Origin of the sequence: Mesorhizobium sp. M0663 (assembly GCF_040320585.1) — a bacterium.
GTDB lineage: Bacteria > Pseudomonadota > Alphaproteobacteria > Rhizobiales > Rhizobiaceae > Mesorhizobium.
In genome coordinates this window covers 134,160-156,573 of the sequence record NZ_JAMYPX010000007.1, presented here as the reverse complement: position 1 = coordinate 156,573, position 22,414 = coordinate 134,160, and the positions used below count along the sequence as shown (strand labels likewise).

At 60.2% G+C, this 22,414-nt stretch carries 17 protein-coding genes, 1 tRNA gene and 1 pseudogene; 4 read left to right on the top strand and 15 right to left on the bottom strand.

Annotation, left to right across the window (positions count from 1 at the left end):
- Positions 1-18 precede the first annotated feature (18 nt).
- Complete coding sequence (rpsL, locus tag NKI54_RS15970; RefSeq protein WP_006333356.1) at positions 19-390, bottom strand: 30S ribosomal protein S12; 372 nt, start codon at positions 388-390, stop codon at positions 19-21.
- 462 nt (positions 391-852) lie between these two features.
- Between rpsL and NKI54_RS15965 the strand changes: the two genes are divergently transcribed.
- Positions 853-1,134 (top strand): transcriptional regulator, encoded by a 282-nt coding sequence (locus NKI54_RS15965; RefSeq protein WP_352636966.1) that lies wholly within the window; start codon positions 853-855, stop codon positions 1,132-1,134.
- A gap of 123 nt (positions 1,135-1,257) precedes the next feature.
- Entirely contained in the window at positions 1,258-2,187 is a 930-nt protein-coding gene (locus tag NKI54_RS15960) for a Gfo/Idh/MocA family protein (protein ID WP_352636967.1), read from the top strand.
- Between the two features lie 49 nt (positions 2,188-2,236).
- On the opposite strand, the gene NKI54_RS15955 is transcribed toward NKI54_RS15960, so the two are convergent.
- The 11 genes and pseudogenes from NKI54_RS15955 to NKI54_RS15905 all read right to left on the bottom strand — a co-directional run bounded on the left by NKI54_RS15955 (position 2,237) and on the right by NKI54_RS15905 (position 16,116).
- Positions 2,237-2,902: an O-methyltransferase gene (locus NKI54_RS15955; RefSeq protein WP_352474774.1), complete on the bottom strand. Its 666-nt coding sequence runs from the start codon at positions 2,900-2,902 to the stop codon at positions 2,237-2,239.
- A gap of 84 nt (positions 2,903-2,986) precedes the next feature.
- Positions 2,987-7,183, bottom strand: a pseudogene (rpoC, locus tag NKI54_RS15950) (DNA-directed RNA polymerase subunit beta').
- A 131-nt stretch (positions 7,184-7,314) separates the two neighbouring features.
- The gene (gene rpoB / locus NKI54_RS15945) at positions 7,315-11,451 is read right to left on the bottom strand and encodes a DNA-directed RNA polymerase subunit beta (protein WP_023680443.1); all 4,137 of its coding nucleotides are present in this window, start codon (positions 11,449-11,451) and stop codon (positions 7,315-7,317) included.
- Between the two features lie 283 nt (positions 11,452-11,734).
- Positions 11,735-12,112: a 50S ribosomal protein L7/L12 gene (rplL, locus tag NKI54_RS15940; RefSeq protein WP_023680442.1), complete on the bottom strand. Its 378-nt coding sequence runs from the start codon at positions 12,110-12,112 to the stop codon at positions 11,735-11,737.
- A gap of 54 nt (positions 12,113-12,166) precedes the next feature.
- Positions 12,167-12,685 carry a 50S ribosomal protein L10 gene (gene rplJ / locus NKI54_RS15935; protein WP_008875657.1) on the bottom strand — a complete coding sequence of 173 codons (519 nt, stop codon included), beginning with the start codon at positions 12,683-12,685 and terminating at the stop codon, positions 12,167-12,169.
- A gap of 392 nt (positions 12,686-13,077) precedes the next feature.
- Positions 13,078-13,776: a 50S ribosomal protein L1 gene (gene rplA, locus NKI54_RS15930; RefSeq protein WP_023680441.1), complete on the bottom strand. Its 699-nt coding sequence runs from the start codon at positions 13,774-13,776 to the stop codon at positions 13,078-13,080.
- A 4-nt stretch (positions 13,777-13,780) separates the two neighbouring features.
- Positions 13,781-14,209: a 50S ribosomal protein L11 gene (rplK, locus tag NKI54_RS15925; protein ID WP_023680440.1), complete on the bottom strand. Its 429-nt coding sequence runs from the start codon at positions 14,207-14,209 to the stop codon at positions 13,781-13,783.
- A gap of 160 nt (positions 14,210-14,369) precedes the next feature.
- Positions 14,370-14,897: a transcription termination/antitermination protein NusG gene (gene nusG / locus NKI54_RS15920; protein WP_006333333.1), complete on the bottom strand. Its 528-nt coding sequence runs from the start codon at positions 14,895-14,897 to the stop codon at positions 14,370-14,372.
- A 27-nt stretch (positions 14,898-14,924) separates the two neighbouring features.
- Positions 14,925-15,128, bottom strand: a complete 204-nt coding sequence (gene secE / locus NKI54_RS15915) for a preprotein translocase subunit SecE (RefSeq protein ID WP_023680439.1) — start codon at positions 15,126-15,128, stop codon at positions 14,925-14,927.
- Between the two features lie 363 nt (positions 15,129-15,491).
- Positions 15,492-15,561: transfer RNA gene (locus tag NKI54_RS15910), tRNA-OTHER, on the bottom strand.
- A 186-nt stretch (positions 15,562-15,747) separates the two neighbouring features.
- Positions 15,748-16,116: a hypothetical protein gene (locus tag NKI54_RS15905; RefSeq protein ID WP_352691943.1), complete on the bottom strand. Its 369-nt coding sequence runs from the start codon at positions 16,114-16,116 to the stop codon at positions 15,748-15,750.
- Positions 16,117-16,381: 265 nt separating this feature from the next.
- On the opposite strand from NKI54_RS15905, the gene NKI54_RS15900 reads away from it, so the two are divergent.
- Both NKI54_RS15900 and NKI54_RS15895 read left to right on the top strand, forming a co-directional pair.
- Positions 16,382-18,097, top strand: coding sequence for an HsdM family class I SAM-dependent methyltransferase (locus NKI54_RS15900; RefSeq protein ID WP_352691940.1), 1,716 nt, complete (start codon positions 16,382-16,384; stop codon positions 18,095-18,097).
- The gene (locus NKI54_RS15895) at positions 18,094-19,158 is read left to right on the top strand and encodes a BsuBI/PstI family type II restriction endonuclease (protein ID WP_352691937.1); all 1,065 of its coding nucleotides are present in this window, start codon (positions 18,094-18,096) and stop codon (positions 19,156-19,158) included. Before NKI54_RS15900 ends, NKI54_RS15895 begins: the two co-directional genes overlap by 4 nt.
- A gap of 71 nt (positions 19,159-19,229) precedes the next feature.
- Here the strand turns inward: NKI54_RS15895 and NKI54_RS15890 are convergent, their stop codons facing one another.
- The 3 genes from NKI54_RS15890 to NKI54_RS15880 form a co-directional block, all read right to left on the bottom strand.
- Complete coding sequence (locus NKI54_RS15890) at positions 19,230-20,207, bottom strand: RelA/SpoT-related domain-containing protein (protein WP_352691935.1); 978 nt, start codon at positions 20,205-20,207, stop codon at positions 19,230-19,232.
- Positions 20,204-21,280, bottom strand: a complete 1,077-nt coding sequence (locus NKI54_RS15885) for a GmrSD restriction endonuclease domain-containing protein (RefSeq protein WP_352691933.1) — start codon at positions 21,278-21,280, stop codon at positions 20,204-20,206. Before NKI54_RS15885 ends, NKI54_RS15890 begins: the two co-directional genes overlap by 4 nt.
- Before the next feature lie 204 nt (positions 21,281-21,484).
- Complete coding sequence (locus tag NKI54_RS15880; protein WP_352691931.1) at positions 21,485-22,402, bottom strand: hypothetical protein; 918 nt, start codon at positions 22,400-22,402, stop codon at positions 21,485-21,487.
- Positions 22,403-22,414 lie beyond the last annotated feature (12 nt).

Genomic DNA, 22,414 nt, shown 5'->3' with positions numbered 1-22,414 from the left:
ACCTTGGCTACGCTTCGGTCACTTCGGACGCTTGGCGCCGTATTTCGAACGGCGCTGCTTGCGGTTCTTCACGCCTTGCGTGTCGAGCACGCCGCGGATGATGTGGTAACGGACGCCCGGAAGATCCTTGACGCGGCCGCCGCGGATCATCACCACCGAGTGCTCCTGAAGGTTGTGGCCTTCGCCGGGGATGTAACCGATCACTTCAAAACCATTGGTCAGGCGGATCTTGGCCACCTTGCGCAGCGCCGAGTTCGGCTTCTTCGGCGTCGTGGTGTAGACGCGCGTGCAGACGCCCCGCTTCTGCGGGTTCTGCTGCATGGCCGGGACCTTGTTGCGCTTCACCGGCGCAATGCGCGGCTTGCGGATCAGCTGGTTGACGGTAGGCATTAAACCCTCTTGTCTCTCAATTCCGTATCTCGCCCGGTCAGGGCCGCTCAAAGCGTCACTTCCATACGCAAATTCGGGCCACAAACCGCGCCTCGCGGTCTTGCCCGAACAAATGGCAGAGGAAGCGGAAGCCGCTTCATGCACGCCGGAAATGTCTTTTCGCTCGTAAAACGAACCCTGTTTGAGGCAAACTCCAAAGCGTGTCGCTTCGGAAGCAAGAGCCTCACATCGGTTCTGACTGGGCGGCTTCTACTCGTATGACCACTGTCCGTCAACCCCGGAGCGGCAAATATTGCGCTGAACCCGAGGCGTGGCAGCCATGCGAAAAGCGCATGTAATTTTCTTGCGCCGTTTTTCAAGAGGAAGCCAGAAAGTGACCGGCTTGCGGCTGTTTCCAGGCCGTGCTTCGTGCGAAAAGGCGGCATGAGCAGCCCAAACCCCCTCGCCCGGAGGTACGAACCCGTGAATGACAATGAGGAGCGCCCGGTCACCATTATTACCGGCCGGGTGTGGAAGCGCAAAGGCGGCAAGGCGGAAGGCGTGCATGTGATGCTGGTCGCGCCGGACGACGATTCGGCGGTGCGCCGCGCTCTCGAATCGCTTGCCGCGGAAGGTTATGCCGAGGCAGAGCTCGACCAGATCGGCGACATGGACGGCGTGCCCGACGAGGAGCCGCATCTGTCCGCCTATCAGGGCGCGCTCGAAGGCGAAGTGTCGATCGTGACGTTCGATGTGCCGATCTGAAGAGATCTGAATCGCGGTCGATCTTGCGGGCCGGCGACAAAGCCCGGCGACTTGCCCGGCACAAGTTCTCTGCTAAGAAGCGACCTCTGGCAAAACCAAGCACACTCAACCTGCGGAGCTCCCATGTCCTCTAATCCCATCAAGCTCGGCATCGTCGGCGTGGGGAAGATCGTCCGTGACCAGCATCTGCCGGCGCTGGCGAAGGACCAGGATTATCGCCTGGTTGCTGCAGCGAGCCGGCATGGCAAAGTGGAGGACATCCCGAACTTCCCGACGATCGAGGCGATGCTCGACGCAACGCCAGAGCTCGAGGCGGTGTCGCTGTGCATGCCGCCGCAGTTTCGTTACGACGCCGCGCGCTTGGCGCTCACGGCGAAAAAGCATGTCTTCCTGGAAAAGCCGCCCGGCGCCACGGTCAGCGAGGTCGAAGACCTGAAGGCGCTGGCGGCAGCGAACGGCGTCTGCCTGTTCGCCAGCTGGCACTCGCGCTATGCGCCAGCTGTCGAAGCAGCGCGCACATTCCTCAGCTCGACTACGATCAGGTCGGCCGCCATCAACTGGAAGGAAGACGTGCGCCGCTGGCATCCGAACCAGGAGTGGATCTGGGCTCCCGGCGGCTTTGGCGTCTTCGATCCCGGCATCAACGCGCTGTCGATCGCGACCCACATCCTGCCGCCGATGTTCATCAGCTCGGCAGAGCTCGATTTCCCCGAAAACCGCGCGGCCCCGATCGCCGCCCATATCGCCTTCCGCACTTCGAACGGTCTGCCGGTGACGATGGAACTCGATTGGCGTCAGACCGGCCCGCAAAGCTGGGACATCCTGGCCGATACCGAGGCCGGATCGATGGTGCTTTCTGGCGGCGGCTCAAAGCTCGCCATCGATGGCCGCGTCGTTCACGAGGAGCCGGAAGCCGAATATCCGATGCTCTACAAGCGCTTCGCCGAGATCGTGCGCGCCGGCACCTCCGACGTCGATCTCGCGCCCCTGCAGCACGTCGCCGACGCCTTCATGCTCGGCAAGCGCAATGTGGTGGAAGCTTTTTTCGATTGACGAGTGGGCGCCGGCCGGATCGCAGGTCTGGTCGGCGCACCGCACAAAATCAATTGACGATCGCTATTGCAAAGCCGTCATAGCCCTTGGCGCCAACAGTCTGGATCGCGGTGCCTTCCAGACGCTTGTCGCTGCCGATGAACGAGAACGCCGCGCGTGCCCCTTCGACATTGGCGTCGCGACCATCTTCATTCACCACCGCGCCGTCACGGATGACATTGTCGCAGACGATGACGGTCCCCGGCCTCGAAAGACGCATGGCCCAGGACAGATAGTGCGGGTTGTTCGGCTTGTCGGCGTCGATGAAGATAAAGTCGAACGGCCCGGCATTCTCGGCGCCTAAGGCCGCAAGCGATTGAAGCGCCGGTCCGACCCGCAGTTCCACACGGTCAGACACCCCTGCCCGTTCAAAGTTCGACCGCGCGACACTGGCGTGGTGCGGATCAAGCTCGAGCGTCACGACCTTGCCATCCATCGGCAATGCTCGCGCCATCCAGATTGTCGAATAACCGCCCAACGTGCCGATTTCGAGTACCTTCCTCGCTCCCTGCATTCGCGCAAGAAGTGAGAGCAGCTTGCCTTGTGCTGGGGAAACGTCGATAGGCGGCAGGCCCTGATCATGGTTGGCCGCCAGAACGGCATCAAGAGCGGGATCCGCCTCGAAAAGAGCTTCGACAATGTAGTCGTCGACAGAAGCCCAAATCTTCCTGCTCATCGTTTCCTCTCCGATCCGATTGAGGAACCAAAATGCGAAAAGGGGCCACTTAGGCCCCTTTTCTATCTTCTCTTGCTTGCGCGCTTACTGCGCCGCGTTAACCATGTCGGTCAGCATCGGCTCGGCGACCTCGACGCCGGACGCCTTGCGGCGCTCGTCGATGATCAACTCGTCGCGCGAGGTGGCGATGCGCCGGATCTGGCTCATCGTACCGCCGGTACCGGCCGGGATCAGCCGGCCGACGATGACGTTTTCCTTCAGCCCCTGCAGCATGTCGGTCTTGCCCGCAACCGCAGCTTCGGTCAGCACCCTCGTCGTCTCCTGGAAGGAGGCGGCGGAGATGAAGGACGGCGTCTGCAGCGAGGCCTTGGTGATGCCGAGCAGCACCGGTTGGCCTTCAGCCGGCTTCTTGCCTTCCTCGACCAGGCGCTCATTGACCTCTTCCAGCTCGATCACGTCGACGTGGTCGCCCGGAATGTAGGTCGAATCGCCCTGCGTGGTGATCTCGACCTTCTGCAGCATCTGGCGAACGATCACCTCGATGTGCTTGTCGTTGATCGACACGCCCTGCAGTCGGTAGACCTCCTGGATTTCGTTGACGAGGTAGGAGGCAAGCGCCTCCACGCCCTTGATCGCCAGGATGTCGTGCGGCGCCGGATTACCGTCGAGGATGTAGTCGCCCTTCTCGATGACGTCGCCGTCCTGGAGATGGAACGGCTTGCCCTTCGGGATCAGGTATTCGACCGGCTCAAGCGTCGAGTCATGCGGCTCGATGATGATGCGGCGCTTGTTCTTGTAGTCGCGGCCGAAGCGGATCGTGCCATCGATCTCGGCGATGATGGCGTGATCCTTCGGACGGCGTGCCTCGAACAGTTCGGCCACACGCGGCAGACCGCCGGTGATGTCCTTGGTCTTGGCGCTTTCCATCGGGATACGCGCCAGCACGTCGCCGGGGCGAACCTGTGCGCCCGGCTCGACCGAAAGAATGGCCTCGACCGAGAGCAGGAAGCGGGCGTCGCCGCCCTTCGACAGCTTGCCGACCTTGCCCTTGGCATCCTGGACGACGATCGCCGGCTTGAGGTCGTTGCCGCGTGGCGTCGAACGCCAGTCGATGACCTCGCGCTTGGTGATGCCGGTCGATTCGTCGGCGGTTTCCTGAACGGAAATGCCATCGACCAGATCCTCGAACGCTACCCTGCCCTCGATTTCGGTGAGGACCGGGCGGGTATAGGGATCCCACTCGGCAATGCGCTGGCCGCGCTTCACCTTGTCGCCATCGTCGACGAAGATACGCGAACCGTAGGTGACGCGGTGCGTGGCGCGTTCCTTGCCGGCCTCGTCGAGGATCAGCACCGCCATGTTGCGGCCCATGACCATCAGCTGGCCGTCGGAGTTGCGCACCACGTTGCGGTTGCGGATCTCGACCTTGCCCTCATACGAGGCTTCAAGGAACGAGGAATCCACCACCTGCGCCGTGCCGCCCATGTGGAAGGTACGCATGGTGAGCTGGGTGCCCGGCTCGCCGATCGACTGCGCCGCGATGACGCCGACAGCCTCGCCCTGGTTGACGGGAGTGCCGCGGGCCAGATCGCGTCCGTAGCAGACCGCGCAGACGCCGACCCTGACCTCGCAGGTCAGCGCCGAACGGATGCGAACCGACTGCACGCCGGCCTTTTCGATCAGTTCCACGTCACGCTCGTCCATCAGCGTTCCGGCCTTGACCAGAACCTCGCCGGTGACCGGGTGGGTGATGTCGTCGAGCGAGGTGCGGCCGAGAACGCGCTGACCAACCGAGGCGACGACCTGACCGGCATCGACGATCGGCTGCATGGTGAGGCCCTTGTCGGTGCCGCAGTCGAGCGAGTTGACGATGCAGTCCTGCGCCACGTCGACGAGACGACGCGTCAGGTAACCCGAGTTCGCCGTCTTCAAGGCGGTGTCGGCCAGACCCTTGCGGGCGCCGTGGGTCGAGTTGAAGTACTCGAGCACGGTGAGGCCTTCCTTGAAGTTCGAGATGATCGGCGTCTCGATGATTTCACCGCTAGGCTTGGCCATCAGGCCGCGCATGCCGGCGAGCTGGCGCATCTGGGTGGGCGAGCCGCGCGCACCGGAGTGCGACATCATGTAAATCGAGTTCATCGGCTTCTGACGGCCGTTGTCCTCGAACTCGACCGCCTTGATGCGGGCCATCATTTCGTCGGCGACCTTTTCCGAGCACTTGGCCCAGGCGTCGACGACCTTGTTGTACTTCTCGCCCTGGGTGATCAGACCGTCATTGTACTGCTGCTCGTACTCCTTGGCCAAAGCCTCGGTGTCGGAGACCAGCTTGATCTTGGCGTCCGGGATCAGCATGTCGTCCTTGCCGAACGAAATGCCGGCACGGCAGGCGTGGCTGAAGCCGAGAGCCATGATGCGATCGCAGAAAATGACCGTCTCCTTCTGACCGCAATGGCGGTAGACGGTGTCGATCATCTTGGAGATGTTCTTCTTGGTCATCTCCTGGTTGGCGGTCTCGTAGGGCACGTTGTGATTCTTCGGCAGCAGCTCGCCGATGATCATGCGGCCAGGCGTGGTGTCGTAGATCTTCGACACGACCTTGCCGTCGGCGTCGACCGTGCGGAAGCGCCCCTTGATCTTGGCATGCAGCGTCACCGCCTTGGTCTCGAGCGCGTGCTGGAGTTCGCCCATGTCGGCAAACACCATGCCCTCGCCCGGCTCGTTCTGGTTGACGATCGAGAGATAGTAGAGACCGAGAACCATGTCCTGCGACGGCACGATGATCGGCGCACCGGAAGCCGGGTGCAGGATGTTGTTGGTCGACATCATCAGCACGCGGGCTTCGAGCTGCGCTTCCAGCGACAGCGGCACGTGGACCGCCATCTGGTCGCCGTCGAAGTCGGCGTTGAAGGCCGTGCAGACCAGCGGGTGAAGCTGGATCGCCTTGCCTTCGATCAGGATCGGCTCGAACGCCTGGATACCGAGGCGGTGCAGCGTCGGTGCGCGGTTCAAAAGCACCGGATGCTCGCGGATGACCTCGTCGAGGATATCCCAGACCTCCGGACGCTCCTTCTCGACCAGCTTCTTCGCCTGCTTGACGGTCGAGGAGTAACCCTTGGCGTCGAGACGGGCGTAGATGAAGGGCTTGAACAGCTCGAGCGCCATCTTCTTCGGCAGGCCGCACTGGTGCAGCTTGAGCTCCGGACCGGTGACGATGACCGAGCGGCCGGAATAGTCGACGCGCTTGCCGAGCAGGTTCTGGCGGAACCGGCCCTGCTTGCCCTTCAGCATGTCGGACAGCGACTTCAGCGGACGCTTGTTGGCGCCGGTGATGACGCGGCCACGGCGGCCATTGTCGAACAGCGCATCGACGGCTTCCTGCAGCATGCGCTTTTCATTGCGCACGATGATGCCGGGCGCGCGCAGCTCGATCAGCCGCTTCAAGCGGTTGTTGCGGTTGATGACGCGGCGATAGAGGTCGTTCAGATCCGACGTGGCGAAACGGCCACCGTCCAGCGGGACAAGCGGACGCAGGTCCGGCGGGATCACCGGAACCACCTTCATGATCATCCATTCCGGACGGTTGCCGGACTCCATGAAGTTCTCGACGACCTTGAGCCGCTTCAGGTACTTCTGCTACTTGAGATCGGAGGTGGTCGAAGCCAGTTCCGAGCGCAGATCGCCGGCGATCTTCTCGAGGTCCATGCCGGCCAGCAGGTCGTGGATCGCCTCGGCGCCGATCATGGCGGTGAACGAATCCTCGCCATACTCGTCGACGGCCATCATGTACTCTTCCTCGCTGAGCAGCTGGTGCTCCTTCAGCGCGGTGAGGCCGGGTTCGGTAACGATGTAGTTCTCGAAGTAGAGGACCCGCTCGATGTCCTTCAGCGTCATGTCGAGCAGCGTGCCGATGCGCGACGGCAGCGACTTCAGGAACCAGATGTGGGCGACCGGTGCCGCCAGCTCGATATGGCCCATGCGCTCGCGGCGGACGCGCGACAGCGTCACTTCGACGCCGCACTTCTCGCAGATGACGCCCTTGTATTTCATGCGCTTGTACTTGCCGCACAGGCACTCATAGTCCTTGATCGGGCCAAAAATGCGCGCGCAGAACAGGCCGTCACGCTCCGGCTTGAAGGTGCGGTAGTTGATGGTCTCCGGCTTCTTGATCTCGCCGAACGACCAGGACAGAATCTTCTCAGGGCTGGCAAGCGAGATCCGGATGGAATCGAACACCTGCGCAGGCGCCTGGGGATTGAAGAGATTCATGACCTCTTGGTTCATGCCGTTCTCCTTTTCGGGGTCCTCGAAAACCCCTTGCATCTAGCGCGGGCCAAACGCCCGCCGACTTGATCGGCCATCGGCCGAGAATTTGGTGCGTCCGGTCGCGGGAAGACCGCGGCCGGACGTCTTGCTTACTCGGCCGCGTCGGGCAGCCGGATCGGGTTGTCGTCGAGCTTGGTGTTCTCCAGCTCGACATTGAGGCCGAGAGACCGCATTTCCTTGACGAGAACGTTGAAGCTCTCGGGAATGCCGGCCTCGAATGTGTCGTCGCCTCTGACGATCGCCTCGTAGACCTTGGTGCGGCCGGCGACGTCATCCGACTTCACCGTCAGCATCTCCTGCAGCGTGTAGGCGGCGCCGTATGCTTCGAGCGCCCAGACCTCCATCTCGCCGAAGCGCTGGCCACCGAACTGCGCCTTGCCGCCCAGCGGCTGCTGGGTAACGAGCGAGTACGGCCCGATCGAACGCGCGTGGATCTTGTCGTCCACAAGGTGGTGAAGCTTGAGCATATATATATAGCCCATCGTCACTTTGCGATCGAACGGCTCGCCGGTGCGCCCGTCATAGAGCTGCGACTGACCGCTGGTGTGCAGGCCCGCCTGCTCCAGCATGATGTTGATGTCGGCCTCGTGCGCGCCGTCGAACACCGGTGTCGCGATGGAGACGCCGCGGCGCATCTGCTCGCTGAGGCGAACGATGCTCTCGTCGTCATATTCGCGGACCGGCTCGTTGCGGTCGTTGGAAGGCATGAAGCTCTCGAGCGTCTTGCGCAGCGGCTTGATGTCGCCCGCCGTCTTGTACGCGTCGATCAGATCGCCGATCTTCCTGCCCATTCCGGCGCAAGCCCAGCCCAGATGCGTTTCCAGGATCTGGCCGACATTCATGCGGCTCGGCACACCCAGCGGGTTGAGCACGATGTCGGCATGCGTGCCGTCCTCGAGGAAAGGCATATCCTCGACCGGAACGATCCGCGACACGACACCCTTGTTGCCGTGCCGGCCGGCCATCTTGTCGCCGGGCTGCATCTTGCGCTTCACGGCCACGAAGACCTTGACCATCTTCATGACGCCCGGAGGCATTTCGTCGCCGCGCTGCACCTTCTCGACCTTGTCCATGAAGCGCTGCTCGAGCGCCTTCTTGGAATCGTCGTACTGGCCACGCAGGGCTTCCAGTTCGCTCTGGAGCTTTTCGTTCTCCACGGCAAACTGCCACCACTGCGAACGCGGATACTCGTCGAGCGTGTCCTTCGACAGCTTCGAGCCCTTCTTGAAGCCCTTCGGCCCGGCAATCGCTTCCTTGCCGACGAGAACGTCGGAAAGACGCGAATAGACGTTGCGGTCGAGGATCGCCTGCTCGTCGTCGCGGTCCTTGGCGAGGCGTTCGATCTCCTCGCGCTCGATCGCCATGGCGCGCTCGTCCTTCTCGACGCCGTGGCGGTTGAAGACACGCACTTCGACGACGGTGCCGAAGGTTCCCGGAGGCATGCGCATCGAGGTGTCGCGCACGTCCGAGGCCTTTTCACCGAAGATGGCGCGCAGCAGCTTTTCTTCCGGCGTCATCGGGCTTTCGCCCTTCGGCGTGATCTTGCCGACCAGGATGTCGCCCGGCTGCACTTCCGCACCGATGTAGACGATGCCGGCCTCATCGAGGTTCTTCAGCGCTTCTTCCGAGACGTTGGGAATGTCGCGCGTGATCTCCTCCGGCCCCAGCTTGGTGTCGCGGGCCATGACTTCGAACTCCTCGATGTGGATCGAGGTGAAGACGTCGTCGGCGACGATGCGCTCGGACAGGAGGATGGAATCCTCGTAGTTGTAGCCGTTCCACGGCATGAACGCGACCAGCACGTTACGGCCGAGGGCCAGATCGCCGAGCTCGGTCGACGGGCCGTCGGCGATGATGTCGCCCTTGTTGACCCGGTCGCCCATGCGCACCAGCGGACGCTGGTTGATGCAGGTGTTCTGGTTCGAACGCTGGAACTTCATCAGCCGGTAGATGTCGACGCCGGACTTGCCGGGATCGAGATCTTCCGTGGCGCGGATGACGATACGCGTCGCGTCCACCTGGTCGACGATGCCGCCGCGGCGGGCGCCGATGGCGGCGCCCGAGTCACGGGCGACGATCGGCTCCATGCCGGTGCCGACGAACGGCGCTTCGGCGCGCACCAGCGGCACGGCCTGACGCTGCATGTTCGAGCCCATCAGCGCACGGTTGGCGTCATCGTTCTCGAGGAACGGGATCAGGGCCGCGGCCACCGACACCATCTGCTTCGGCGACACATCCATCAGATCAACGTTTTCGCGCGGCGCCATCATCACTTCGCCGGCGTTGCGGCAAATGACGAATTCGTCGACGAAATGACCATTCTTGTCGAGCTCGGCATTGGCCTGCGCGACGTGGTGCTTGGCCTCTTCCATAGCCGAGAGGTAAACGACCTCATTGGTCAGCTTGCCGTTGACGATCTTGCGGTACGGGCTCTCGATGAAGCCGTATTTGTTGACGCGCGCGAAGGTCGCAAGCGAGTTGATCAGGCCGATGTTCGGGCCTTCCGGCGTCTCGATCGGGCAGATGCGGCCGTAATGCGTCGGGTGCACGTCGCGCACTTCGAAACCGGCACGCTCGCGGGTCAGACCGCCCGGTCCAAGCGCCGAAAGACGGCGCTTGTGGGTGATCTCCGAAAGCGGGTTGGTCTGATCCATAAACTGCGACAGCTGCGAGGAACCGAAGAACTCGCGCACGGCGGCAGCCGCCGGCTTGGCGTTGATCAGGTCCTGCGGCATCACCGTGTCGATCTCGATCGAGGACATGCGTTCCTTGATCGCGCGCTCCATGCGCAGCAGGCCGACGCGGTACTGGTTCTCCATCAGCTCGCCGACCGAGCGCACGCGGCGATTGCCGAGATTGTCGATGTCGTCGATCTCGCCCTTGCCGTCGCGCAGTTCGACCAGCGTCTTGACCACGGCCAGGATGTCGTCCTTGCGCAGCACGCGCACGGTGTCCTCGGCCTTGAGCTCGAGGCGCATGTTCATCTTGACGCGGCCGACGGCCGAAAGATCATAGCGCTCGCTGTCGAAGAACAGCGAGTTGAACATGGCTTCGGCGGTCTCGAGCGTCGGCGGCTCGCCGGGGCGCATGACGCGGTAGATGTCGAACAGTGCGTCCTGGCGGCTCTCGTTCTTGTCGACGTTGAGCGTGTTGCGGATGTAGGCGCCGACGTTGACGTGGTCGATGTCGAGGACCTTGATCTCATCGTCACCGGTGCCAAGCAGCACTTTCAGCGTCTTTTCGTCGATCTCGTCACCGGCTTCGAGGAAGATCTCGCCGGTCGCGTAGTTGACAATATCCTCGGCAAGGTAGTTGCCGAGCAGATCCTCGTCGGTCGCCTTGATCGCCTTGAGACCCTTTTCGCCAAGTGCCCTGGCCTGGCGGGCGGTGATCTTCTTGCCGGCCTCGACGACGACTTCGCCGGTGTCGGCGTCGACCAGGTCACCAACGGCCTTGAGGCCGCGGAAACGCTCGACGTTGAACGGGATGCGCCAATGGTCGCCGGCGCGCTTGTAGGTGATCTTGTTGTAGAAGGTCGACAGGATCTCTTCGCCGTCCATGCCGAGCGCCATCAGCAGCGACGTCACCGGAATCTTGCGGCGGCGATCGATGCGGGCATGCACGACGTCCTTGCTATCGAACTCGATGTCGAGCCACGAACCGCGATAGGGAATGACGCGCGCGGCAAACAGAAGCTTGCCGGACGAGTGCGACTTGCCCTTGTCATGGTCGAAGAAGACGCCTGGCGAACGGTGCATCTGCGAGACGATGACGCGCTCGGTGCCGTTGACGATGAAGGTGCCGTTCAAGGTCATGAGCGGCATGTCGCCCATGTAGACGTCCTGCTCCTTGATGTCCTTGATCGACTTGGCGCCGGTATCCTCGTCGATATCGAACACGATGAGGCGCAGCGTCACCTTGAGCGGCGCCGCATAGGTCAGGTCGCGCTGCCGGCATTCGTCAACGTCGAATTTCGGTCCCTCGAACTCATACTTCACGAATTCCAGCATCGAGGAGCCGGAAAAATCGGAAATCGGGAAGACCGACTTGAAAACTGCTTGCAGTCCCTCGTCAGGACGCCCACCCTTGGGCTCCTCCACCATCAGGAACTGGTCATAGGATGCCTTCTGAACCTCGATCAGGTTCGGCATCTCCGCAACTTCCGGGATCTTTCCGAAAAACTTGCGTACGCGTCTGCGGCCATTGAAAGTCTGGGTCTGGGCCATCGTCGCTCCTTAGCTCAATTCTCGGGACGAGCCTCGCCGCGGCTCGCCTTGCATCTCGGGCCACCTTGGCGGCCCTGTCTTGTTGCCCGCCGCCTGTCGGCGGCTTCTTGTCTTTTCACCCGCCGCCAATTGGCGGCGGGCCAGAAACGGGAGAAAACCCGTTTCCTGAAGGCCGGTTTGCGGCCCTCAGGAAAGAGGTTTTCGCACTCTTCGCGTTACGCAGCCTCCCTTCGACGCGAAAGGAGTGGCGGGCGGCGCGACGCCGTCCGCCGGTACTCAACGCTTACTTCAGTTCGACCTTGGCGCCGGCTGCTTCCAGCTGGGCCTTGAACTTGTCCGCGTCGGCCTTGGAAACGGCTTCCTTGACCGGCTTCGGAGCCGCCTCGACCAGGTCCTTGGCTTCCTTGAGGCCAAGACCGGTGATGGCGCGAACTTCCTTGATGACGTTGATCTTCTGAGCGCCTGCCTCGGTGAGGACGACGTCGAATTCCGTCTTTTCCTCGACCGGAGCAGCAGCGGCCGCAGCGCCGCCGGCAGCGGCAACCGCCACCGGAGCAGCGGCGGAAACGCCCCACTTTTCTTCAAGAAGCTTCGACAGCTCGGCCGCCTCGAGGACGGTTAGCTTCGAAAGGTCGTCTACGATCTTTGCCAGATCAGCCATTGCAATGTTCCTTCATAAGGTTCGAACGTGTGTTTGTGATAGCGAGGAACGGCCTCATGCCGCCTCGTCCTTCCGGGCGTAAGCGCCGATGACGCGCGCGACCGAAGCCGCAGGCGCATTGACGATCTGGGCGATCCGGGTTGCCGGCGTGGCGATCATGCCAACCAGCCTGGCGCGCAGCTCATCGAGCGACGGAAGTGTGGCGAGTGCCTTCACACCGTCGGCATTGAGCGAGGTGGTACCCATTGCGCCGCCGAGAATGACGAGCTTGTCATTTCCCTTGGCGAAATCGGACGCGACCTTCGGCGCCGCAATCGGATCCTCCGAATAGGCGATCAGCGTCTGTCCCTTGAACAGCTCGATGATCGATGCGGAGTCCGTGCCCTGAAGAGCGATTTTGGCGAGACGGTTCTTCGCGACTTTGACGGTGCCACCGGCGGCGCGCATTTTCGACCGAAGGTCGTTCATTTGCGCGACGGTGATACCGGCGTAGTGGGCCACGACGACTGAACCAGCGCTTGAAAACGCATCATTCAGGCCCGTGACGAGTTCGCGTTTTTCCGCTCTGTCCACTGCCTATCTCCAGTTGACCCCTGCCCTCTACGAAGGACAGGCGTCGGGTTGCCTTTTTGCCGGCCGGGCCATCCAGTAACGGATCTCCCGAACGACGCTCGAGGATCCTGCCCCCTTTCGCCACACCTGCCGGCAAGCCGGACGGTGCGCAGACAAAAGGCAAACACGGTTCGAACCTTTCATTGGAGCTTTCGCTCCTTTGTCCGGTCTTCACCCGTCTCATGCAGGCCCGCATGAATTAAGGCCCACATCACCTAAGGCTTGGGGGCCGCCTGCAATCTCGGACAGGATGTCCGGAAGCCTTTCGACTTCCGGTACCGGGCCGCCGACAGGTCGGAGGCCCGGAATTCTTTCACGGATCAGCGTTTTAGCGGCCGATCCAATTGTTCGTATCAGGACGCTGCGAGCGTCGAGACGTCGAGCTTGAGGCCCGGGCCCATCGTCGAGGTGACCGACACCTTCTTGACGTAGTTGCCCTTGGCACCAGCCGGCTTTGCCCTGGTCACCGCGTCAGCGAAGGCGCGGACGTTTTCTTCCAGCGCCTTGACGTCGAACGAGACCTTGCCGACGCCGGCGTGAACGATGCCGGCCTTCTCGACGCGGAACTCGACGGCGCCGCCCTTCGATGCCTTGACGGCGGCGGTAACGTCGGTGGTTACGGTGCCGACCTTCGGGTTCGGCATCATGCCGCGCGGACCGAGCACCTTGCCGAGACGGCCGACCAGCGGCATCATGTCCGGCGTGGCGATGCAGCGGTCGAAGTCGATCGTGCCCTTCTGGACGATGTCGACCAGATCCTCGGCTCCGACGATGTCGGCGCCGGCGGCCTTGGCCTCCTCGGCCTTGTCGCCACGCGCGAAGACGGCGACGCGAACGCTGCGGCCGGTGCCGTTCGGCAGATTGACCACGCCGCGGACCATCTGGTCGGCATGGCGCGGGTCGACGCCGAGGTTCATCGCGACTTCGATCGTCTCGTCGAACTTCACCGAGGAGCGATCCTTGAGCAGCTTCAGCGCCTCACCCAAAGCATAAGCCTTGTTGGGATCGATGCCTTCGCGGGTCTTCGATACACGCTTTGCAATCTTTGCCATGATCTCAGCCCACCACTTCCAGACCCATCGAGCGGGCGGAGCCCTCGACCATGCGCATGGCCGCCTCGACGTCGTTTGCGTTCAGATCCTTCATCTTCTGCTCGGCGATGGCGCGCACCTTGTCGCGGCCGATCGTGCCGGCCTTGACCTTGCCCGGCTCCTTCGAGCCCGACTTCAGGTTCGCAGCCTTCTTCAGGAAGTAGCTCACCGGCGGCGTCTTCATGACGAAGGTGAACGACTTGTCCTGGTAGTAGGTGATGACGACCGGAACCGGCGAGCCCTTTTCCATTTCCTGGGTCTGCGCGTTGAACGCCTTGCAGAACTCCATGATGTTGATGCCACGCTGACCAAGCGCCGGGCCGATCGGGGGCGACGGCGTGGCCGATCCCGCGGAAACCTGGAGCTTGAGCTGGCCTGCAATTTTCTTAGCCATCTCTCTTCCTGCCTTTTCTCATGCCGGTCTTGCCGGCGGTTGCAGTCTGGTGGTGCGGTCCGCGCGGCCGGCTAAAGCCGCATTCGCCTCCCACCCGTTTTTGGCCGCGCGATCTCCGCGCCGCCTTCCCTGCCGCCGAAACCGGTGCAGGGATTTCGGATCAGCCCTTCTCGACCTGTCCGAATTCCAGATCGACCGGCACAGCGCGCCCGAAGATCGAAACTTCCACCTTGAGCCGCGCCCGCTCCTCGTCCACTTCCTGGACGAAACCGTTAAAGGACGCGAATGGTCCATCCGAAACGCGGATCGCTTCGCCGATCTCGAACGTCACCGACGGCTTCGGCCGCTCGACGCCCTCCTGAACCTGGTTCAGGATACGCTGGGCCTCGGCTTCGGTGATCGGCACCGGCTTGGAGTCGCCCAGGAAACCGGTGACCTTCGGCGTGTTCTTGACGAGCGAAAACACGGCGTCGGTCAGATTGGCTTTCAGCAGCACATAGCCCGGAAAGAACTTGCGCTCGGCATCGACCTTGCGGCCGCGGCGGATCTCGACGACCTTCTCGGTCGGCACCACGATCTGCTCGATGTCGGCGGACAGGCCCTTCTGCTTGGCCTTGTTCTCGATGTCCTCGGCGACCTTCTTTTCAAAGTTCGAGTAGGCGTGGACGATGTACCACCGCGCGGTCATTTCAAGACTTCTCCGTAATCGCCGGACTTACTGTCCGAGGCCGAGGATTTTTTCGACCGCAAAGCCCATGGCCACGTCTGCGGTAAAGAAAAAGATCATCGCGATGACCGCGAACACAAGGACCATCACCGTCGAGATCATCGTTTCGCGCCGCGACGGCCAAGTGACCTTGGCGGTCTCCGCGCGAACCTGCTGGAGAAAGGTGAAGGGATTTGTGGTTTTCGAAGCCATATGCCGCTCTGTCTGCAAGACCCGTTGGCCGGGCCTCCTGGATGATCCCGCTGGCCGGGACGTGCCGCTTGAGCGTGCGTTCGCGCCGAATCAGCGCAATCATTTCGCCCATGCAAATCAGACGCGTAAAGCCGGCTTCCCAGCTCCACGCGTCGCGTGTCTGTCTCGTCTACATAAAACCGATTCTTGATCCACGCAAGTGGCAAGTGTCCGCTTTATGGCCAAACGCCGCCTCGGAACCATCCAGTCGTCCCGTCCCGGCTATGCGGCCCTTATGCCGCAACTTATGCTATATGGCAAGTCACAAGCCGGTTTTCAAAGGCCGCACCGCAAAAGAATCGTTTTAGGTATCCATTCGAAGAATGGCACGGGCAGCAGGGCTCGAACCTACGACCTGCGGTTTTGGAGACCGAATAGCCTATCTACATCCCGTTGTTTACACAGTGGTATTTGGCATTTTTTCTGCGGCTGTGCAAGGATTTGTGTAACAGAATCTGGCCTTTTGCCGTCCGTATCACGGTATCTAAGAAGTCGCATAACGACGAGAGGCGTACGCTGATGCATCTACCGCTTGTAGACGAGCGCCGGAACCCGAAAGTTTGTAGGCGCGCGCCAACCGCTACTGGACCACTGGAATGATGGCGACGCTATAATCGCCGCCCATCTTGTCGGAGCTACCGCTGATGACCAGAGCCCCGCTGGCCTGGTCGAACATGTAGGTCTGGAACTTTACGCTAAAATCGAGATGGAACTTTGCGCTCGAAAGACGTTTGCAATCGTTCAAGTGAACTGCGCCATCGGATTGTCCCGCGGTCGTTTCTAACCATGCCTTGCCCCCATCCACCGTGGTATTGCCTTTGCAACGATAGGTTATCTGGGCTGCGAACTGGTTGGTTTGTGGCCACGTTTCACCAAAGGGTTCGGTGTCTCTCCACCGGGATGTGAAATCCCAAATAGCCTCAAAATTCTCATGCTCTGAACCGGACATGCTTTCCACCCCCTGCAATTAGGGCATTGGTCAACCCTTGCCCGAATCGTGGTACCCTAGCATGGAGAAATCCACTTAGACCTTCCAAACTGCCATTTTGACACCCGTTGCCAGAACTGCCAGTTCACGGTAGCGTACACGATATGTTCCGCAAGAAGTGTGTCCAATGAAGTCTCCCGTTCGCCAGGTCGGAAGACCACGAAAGGCCGTCGCAGCGCACGCTGGGATGGCGGATGCACCTTTGAGCCTGCAGAGTGGACGGGTAATGGCGCGCGCCTGGAGCGAGCAGCTGGAAATTCGGCGGAGGCAGCCAGCAGCTTGGTCTTTCATCGCCAAGACCGTTGAGGCCTATGTTGAGGCTTCGGGAGAGACAATCGGCTGGCCGCTGCCGATCGCACCACTCACCGTCGCATTGACCTACTCACTTGATACTTCGGCTACAGAGTTGGCCAAAACGTTGGGTCGAGCTGCGGCCACGCTGCCGATCGAGGAGGCCTGCTATCAGCTGAGTGCCTGCTACACAGCCATGTTGCCGCAGGAGGTGCGCACTGCCTGGGGTGCGTATTACACACCGCCAGCGCTTACCGACCGGCTTTTGCAGCTCGCGAAGGAAGCCGGAGTGGACTGGCAAACGGCGCGAATCTTGGATCCGGCATGTGGTGGTGGAGCCTTCCTGCTGCCCGTGGCTATGCGTATGCGCGACGCCCTCCCCCAGGCTAGCGCCTCAGAGCTGATCGAGCACTTTAGCGCCCATCTGCAAGGCTTTGAAATCGATCCCTTTGCGGCTTGGCTGACCCAAGCTTGGCTGGAAATTGCCTTTGCTGACGAGTTGAAGGCGGCCGGCCGCCGCTTTCCGTCTGTCGTGAAGGTCTGCGACAGTCTCGAAGAGACCGTATCTGGCAAGCGTTTCGATCTGGTGATCGGCAACCCGCCTTACGGCCGCGTCAAGCTTGCTGCACGTCAACGCGAGCGCTACGGCCGCAGTCTCTATGGCCACGCTAATCTCTATGGCTTGTTTACGGACCTGGCGCTGCGCTGGACAAGGGTCGGTGGCGTCATCGCCTATGTGACGCCGACCGGTTTTCTCGCCGGTGAATATTTCAAAGCCCTGCGCGGACTGCTGGCCAAGGAAGCGCCGCCGTTGGCCGTGGACTTCGTGACCGCCCGCAAAGGGGTATTCGAGGACGTCCTTCAGGAAACCATGTTGGCCACATACAAACGCGGCGCCAAGGTGGCGCCGACGGTGGTCCACTATCTGTCTGTCAACGGAACCGCACAGGTCACGCATGCCGGCGGTTTCAAATTGCCGGCCGAGCGCACAGACCCTTGGTTGGCACCAAGAAACCCATCGGATGAGGACTTGGTGAAGTCGCTGGAGCGGATGCCGACGCGACTTTCCGATTGGGGATATAAGATCTCGACTGGTCCGATGGTGTGGAACCGGTTCAAAGGCCAATTCCGCAATCGCCCCGGCAAAGATACCTTCCCGGTGATTTGGGCCGAGGCCGTTACGTTCGACGGACGGTTCATATTCCGAGCGGAAAAAAGGAATCATGAACCGCATTTCCGACCATCGGCTGCCGACGAGTGGTTGAAAGTGTCTGAGCCCTGCGTCCTGCTGCAGCGGACTACCGCCAAAGAACAGGCCCGCCGGTTGATTGCGGCCGAACTGCCAGCCGACTTTATCAAGACGCACGGCAGCGTGATCGTCGAAAACCACCTCAACATGGTCAAGCCGCGCGTCAAAAAGCCAAGGGTCTCGACAGCGGTGATCGCTGCTGTCTTGAATTCGGGCATTGTTGACCGGGTGTTCCGCTGTATCAGTGGTAGCGTGGCGGTTTCAGCGTTCGAGCTTGAGGCGCTACCTCTTCCTTCTCCCGACGAACTTGCGGAATTGACAAAAATGGTCCACCGGCAGGCGCTCCAACACGAAATCGACGCGCACATTCAAACGCTTTACATGGGCCGGTCGGCCGCATGACCACCCTGCCAGGTCTGCTTTCGTGGGAATCCGTGCAGGAGAGGTTGAAAGCCATCTTTCCGGAAGGCACTCCTCATCGCGGCTATCTCACGCGAGATTTGGCCGCCAGTACGGTCTTCGTAGCCCTCTACATCGGCGCTGTTGAGGGGATGGACGTATGGCTGGGACCGAAGCACGTCTACAGATTCAGCGACGATCAGGCGGCCATGGTTTCCGATGATGAGCGCCTGGCGTATTCTTCTAAGGTTATGAAGGCCGGAGGGCGTGCTCCAGGAACTCAATGGTATCAAGACACCACGCGCGAACCGATCCGCGACGAGACCCTGCGGGAAGCCTTGGTGGTGGTGGGTGCGGCGATTGAACGTCAGGACATTGCGACGACGTCAAGCAAGCCGCGCTACGCGTTGCAGACCGGTTTTGCCGAGCTGTTCGACCCAAACCTGGTTGGCGAGAAATTGCACGCTGCGATCGGCGCTTGGCAAAGCAAAACGTTGAACAAGGGCGCTCTTGCCCGCATCGCCATCGTCCGTCGCGGCGCCGGATCCGCGGGCGACAGCTTAAGTGTGACATTCCCAAATGGCGAAACCCGGCGGATGAAGCCCGGACTGAGCTCAGAAATAACAAAGGCCGTCATTGAGGTCTTCGCGCCCCGTTTCATGGGGGAGCCTGCGATTCTGTTCGTCAGCGAAAGCGGAAACAAGGTTGTTTCTCGGGACGACGATCTCGCGAAATCCATTGGGCTGACGATCAAGGCAGACAAGGATCTTCCCGACATCATCCTCGTCGACCTAGCGCCTGAGCATCCCCTTTTGGTGTTTGCGGAGGTCGTGGCAACCGATGGCCCTATCAATGCCAGGCGGAAAAAAGCCCTGGAGGACTTGGCAAACGATGCGGGCTTTCCGCTGGAACATGTCGCCTTCCTTACCGCGTATCTCGACCGCAGCCGCCCCTCGTTCAAGAAGACGGTGGATTCCTTGGCATGGGGAAGCTTTGCGTGGTTCTCAGCAGAGCCGGATCATTTGATGGAGCTCAGCGACGGGGTGCGGTCGCGCTTGATTTAGACACATCAGAACTATGGGGGCATGCAGTCAATGTCGAAATCGCCAGCCTTCACGGGGAGATAGGCGGCCGGTTATTCGACAATAATTGCGCGTTTCATCTTTGTTTTTTCAATCCCTGTTGGAAGCGTTATTTCGCGCGTAATCAATATCCGCTTGTCGTATTTTTTTGGGCTTTTGCGATATAAATATTCAGTTAGCTTGGCTTGATAAGTAACTGCCACTGCTTCGACGATAGCTAAATACGGAGACACGTTCGCCGGCACCGCCCCACCGTTAGCGGCTACCAGGGTGCGAACAGCCGCTTCGCATTGAGGGATGGTGATATTGACGGTCGCACAGACGTCGGCGACATTCGTTGCGAGGCGCTTGATGTCCCGAGGTGCGTCATCTCCCCATAGCTCACGGACAAACTTAATGATCTCGCCGATTGTCCGGATGTTTTTGTCTGTTTTTGCGATGATGGAGCTCTTCGAGAGCACCGACGCTTCCTCAATCGACACTTCGGCGTGCTCAAGCATTGCCTTCACTTGGTAGGCAATTCGCTCCTGCGCCCAGGAAACACCGGAAGTCTTGTAGATGAGGTCATGGGTGGCGATCGACCACGCGTGTTGAAGGAAGGTCTTGACCTGAATCTCGAAGCGAAGGCCTTCCAGGCCGCTGTCTGGATATCTTGGGTCTGATGTGATTGCGGCGAACAAGCGCACATCGTCGAAGGGAAACGACTCCGGCGATTTGTGGGTGCTGCCCTTTGCAGCTGGCCGACGTTCCAAAACGGTGAAATTGCTTCTGACGATCTGCTCGGCTGCGTCAATTGCCGAAAGGTTGGGCACCACGTACGTTGCGGCGAAAAAGTCCTCCATTTGGGCGGGGTCGGACACGCGACCGGTTTCCACCTTCAGTGCAAAACTCTCCTCGGCCTTTACTCGGCTCTCATAGTGCCAGCGAGGATCCTTGAAGCCAACGAGCCGCTTGTCGACCTCCTGTTTTAGCTTATTGTAGAGCGGCTCCCGGTCAAGAAAAATTGCCCTGATCGACCCAGGAATTTTCATTCAGGTGCGCGCAGAAGCGCTTCGAGAAGCGCCTCGGCCCTTTGCTCGCGTGGTCGCTGGTCCGTATTGGCGCCACGCAAATTATTCAGGTACTTGAAGGCGCTCTGATAAGCGGGAGTGTCGTGGGTACGCATAAACTCGCCGATATCGGGTTGAGCAGACAATTCCTCTACCAACGCCATGAAGGTGGCATACCTTGCCCTTAATACCTCCACCGCAGGCAGGTTCTCGTTCAGCGTGAGCACACTCCACAGGGTATAGATGTTCCCTAACGCGCGCGCCGCTCTTTGAATTATCCCTCCGCCTTCTCCGTCGAGGGCAACTAGGGTTGTTCTGGCTGCGTCGAAGGCAGTTCTGAAAGCTTCCTGATCCAACGGCTTTTCAAGATCCTCGACGTCGTCATACTTCGCGTAGAGGTTATTAAGGGTGTCTTGGTCAAATCCCAACACCTGGCCTTCGAGAAGCACTAGCATGAGTTCCGAAATGAACTGGGCATCCGCCATACGCTTTGAACGGGCATTCGTAACGACCCCGAGGGTCCGCCATTCTGCGCGCTCGGCCTCAGATTCCGCTTGCTGTATGAACCACCCTCCAAATTTGGCATGCCGCAATTCCTGGTCGGTCAGCTTCCGGGCATTTCTGTTGAGCCGATCGAAGACCTGATTGACCAAGTTGGAGTCTTCAAAATCGATGAGCTCCACCGTCAATTGGTAGTTCCAAAATCTACGCTTGAGATCAGTCTCTGACGCGATATCGGACCATTTTTTGCCATTCAACCGCAGGTCCCCGAAGTCAGAGGCTACCTTGATCCTGTCATTGTTGAAATCCAGGATGGTTTGCGTCCGTTGCTTCCCGTCGACAACGTGATACGTCGTCGTTCCATTTTCGGTAATGGTTTTGTGGAGAAATATCGCGGGGCTTGGATAATTCCTGAAGATCGTATCAAGGAAAAACTGGCGGTCGCCGCGCGTCCAAACGCTTTTGCGTTGATATGGAGGGTTCAGGTCCAGTTGATTATTTCGGTGGAGATCAAGCAGCCAAGATATATCTTGCGTTGTAGGTCTTCTCTGCATCATAGGCTCATAATTTCTTTCATGTATATCATAAGATATGCCATCCTCTGTGGGTTGGCTAGCGTCGCGCACGCCTTTCGAAGCTGCGGTTTAGAGAAGTGGGTCAAAGAGGCCCGTCAAGGCCGTCCACCCCTGATAAACGCATGATCCCTTCGTTCGGACCGCACGTCTCTGAACATCCGTCTTCCTTTAGATCCTGCTGATCTATTTGGCGCTTGAAGGTGGCCTCTGGAGCTGCCTGCTGTCCGAAATGGTCTTGTCGTATCGCTCCACGAAGGTGGCGAATTTCTCGCGATCGTCATTGTAGGAGCCAAGCCAGCTTTCGAGAGCGGCGGCGAAAACCTGGATAAGGGCGAAAAAGTTGAAATAGTGGATCCCGTCGGCGGTCTCGCCTTCTCCGCCGATACGTATCGAAATGCGACGCACCTTCTTTCGTGTCACCTGCCTGGAGCTGAGATTAGTCATATGTAGCACGCCATTGCGGAGCTCCCACAGCTCCTCTGACGTAATGCCGACTTTTGACAGATCCGCATATTTATCCAACCAATCGATGAAGCTTGGGGTCTTCTGATCGCCAAATTCGACGTACGAAATGCTGTCAATGCATGACAACAGCAGCTTCAAAGACGATACATAAAGCTTCGCGTTGAAAGTTAGCTTGACCGCCAGAAAATAGTCATCGTGAATGAGCCGAGGCAAATTGAGGGCGTCCCCGTCGCGGTATTTCAGCAGCCAGTCGTCCATGTGTGCGTCGCCGATTACCTCAGGGCTTAGGTAAAAGTTCGGGTCGTCGTGGTGATTGCTCACGTCAACCCTGACCTTTCCATCGACCACGAGGGTCGTGACGAACAATGGCTCGGCCTGAGCGGACGCCGCTTGAAAAACCTCGTCATACAGGTGATGACCATCTCCGATCCGGCAACGAGCGTAATAAGCTTCGCGCGTGAACGGGTTTATGAGTGGGACCTGGATAGCTTTTGGGAAATCCTCGTCGACTCTGTCTCTCAGGAAGCGGATCGCGGCTTCGTCATCGAGCGCAGATTGGTGACCGACGTATAATGCGTGGCCGCAGTGGTTGCTGTCCTCAAATGGCAGGAAGATATTGAAGATTGTCTCGCTCATCGCGCTATCCAA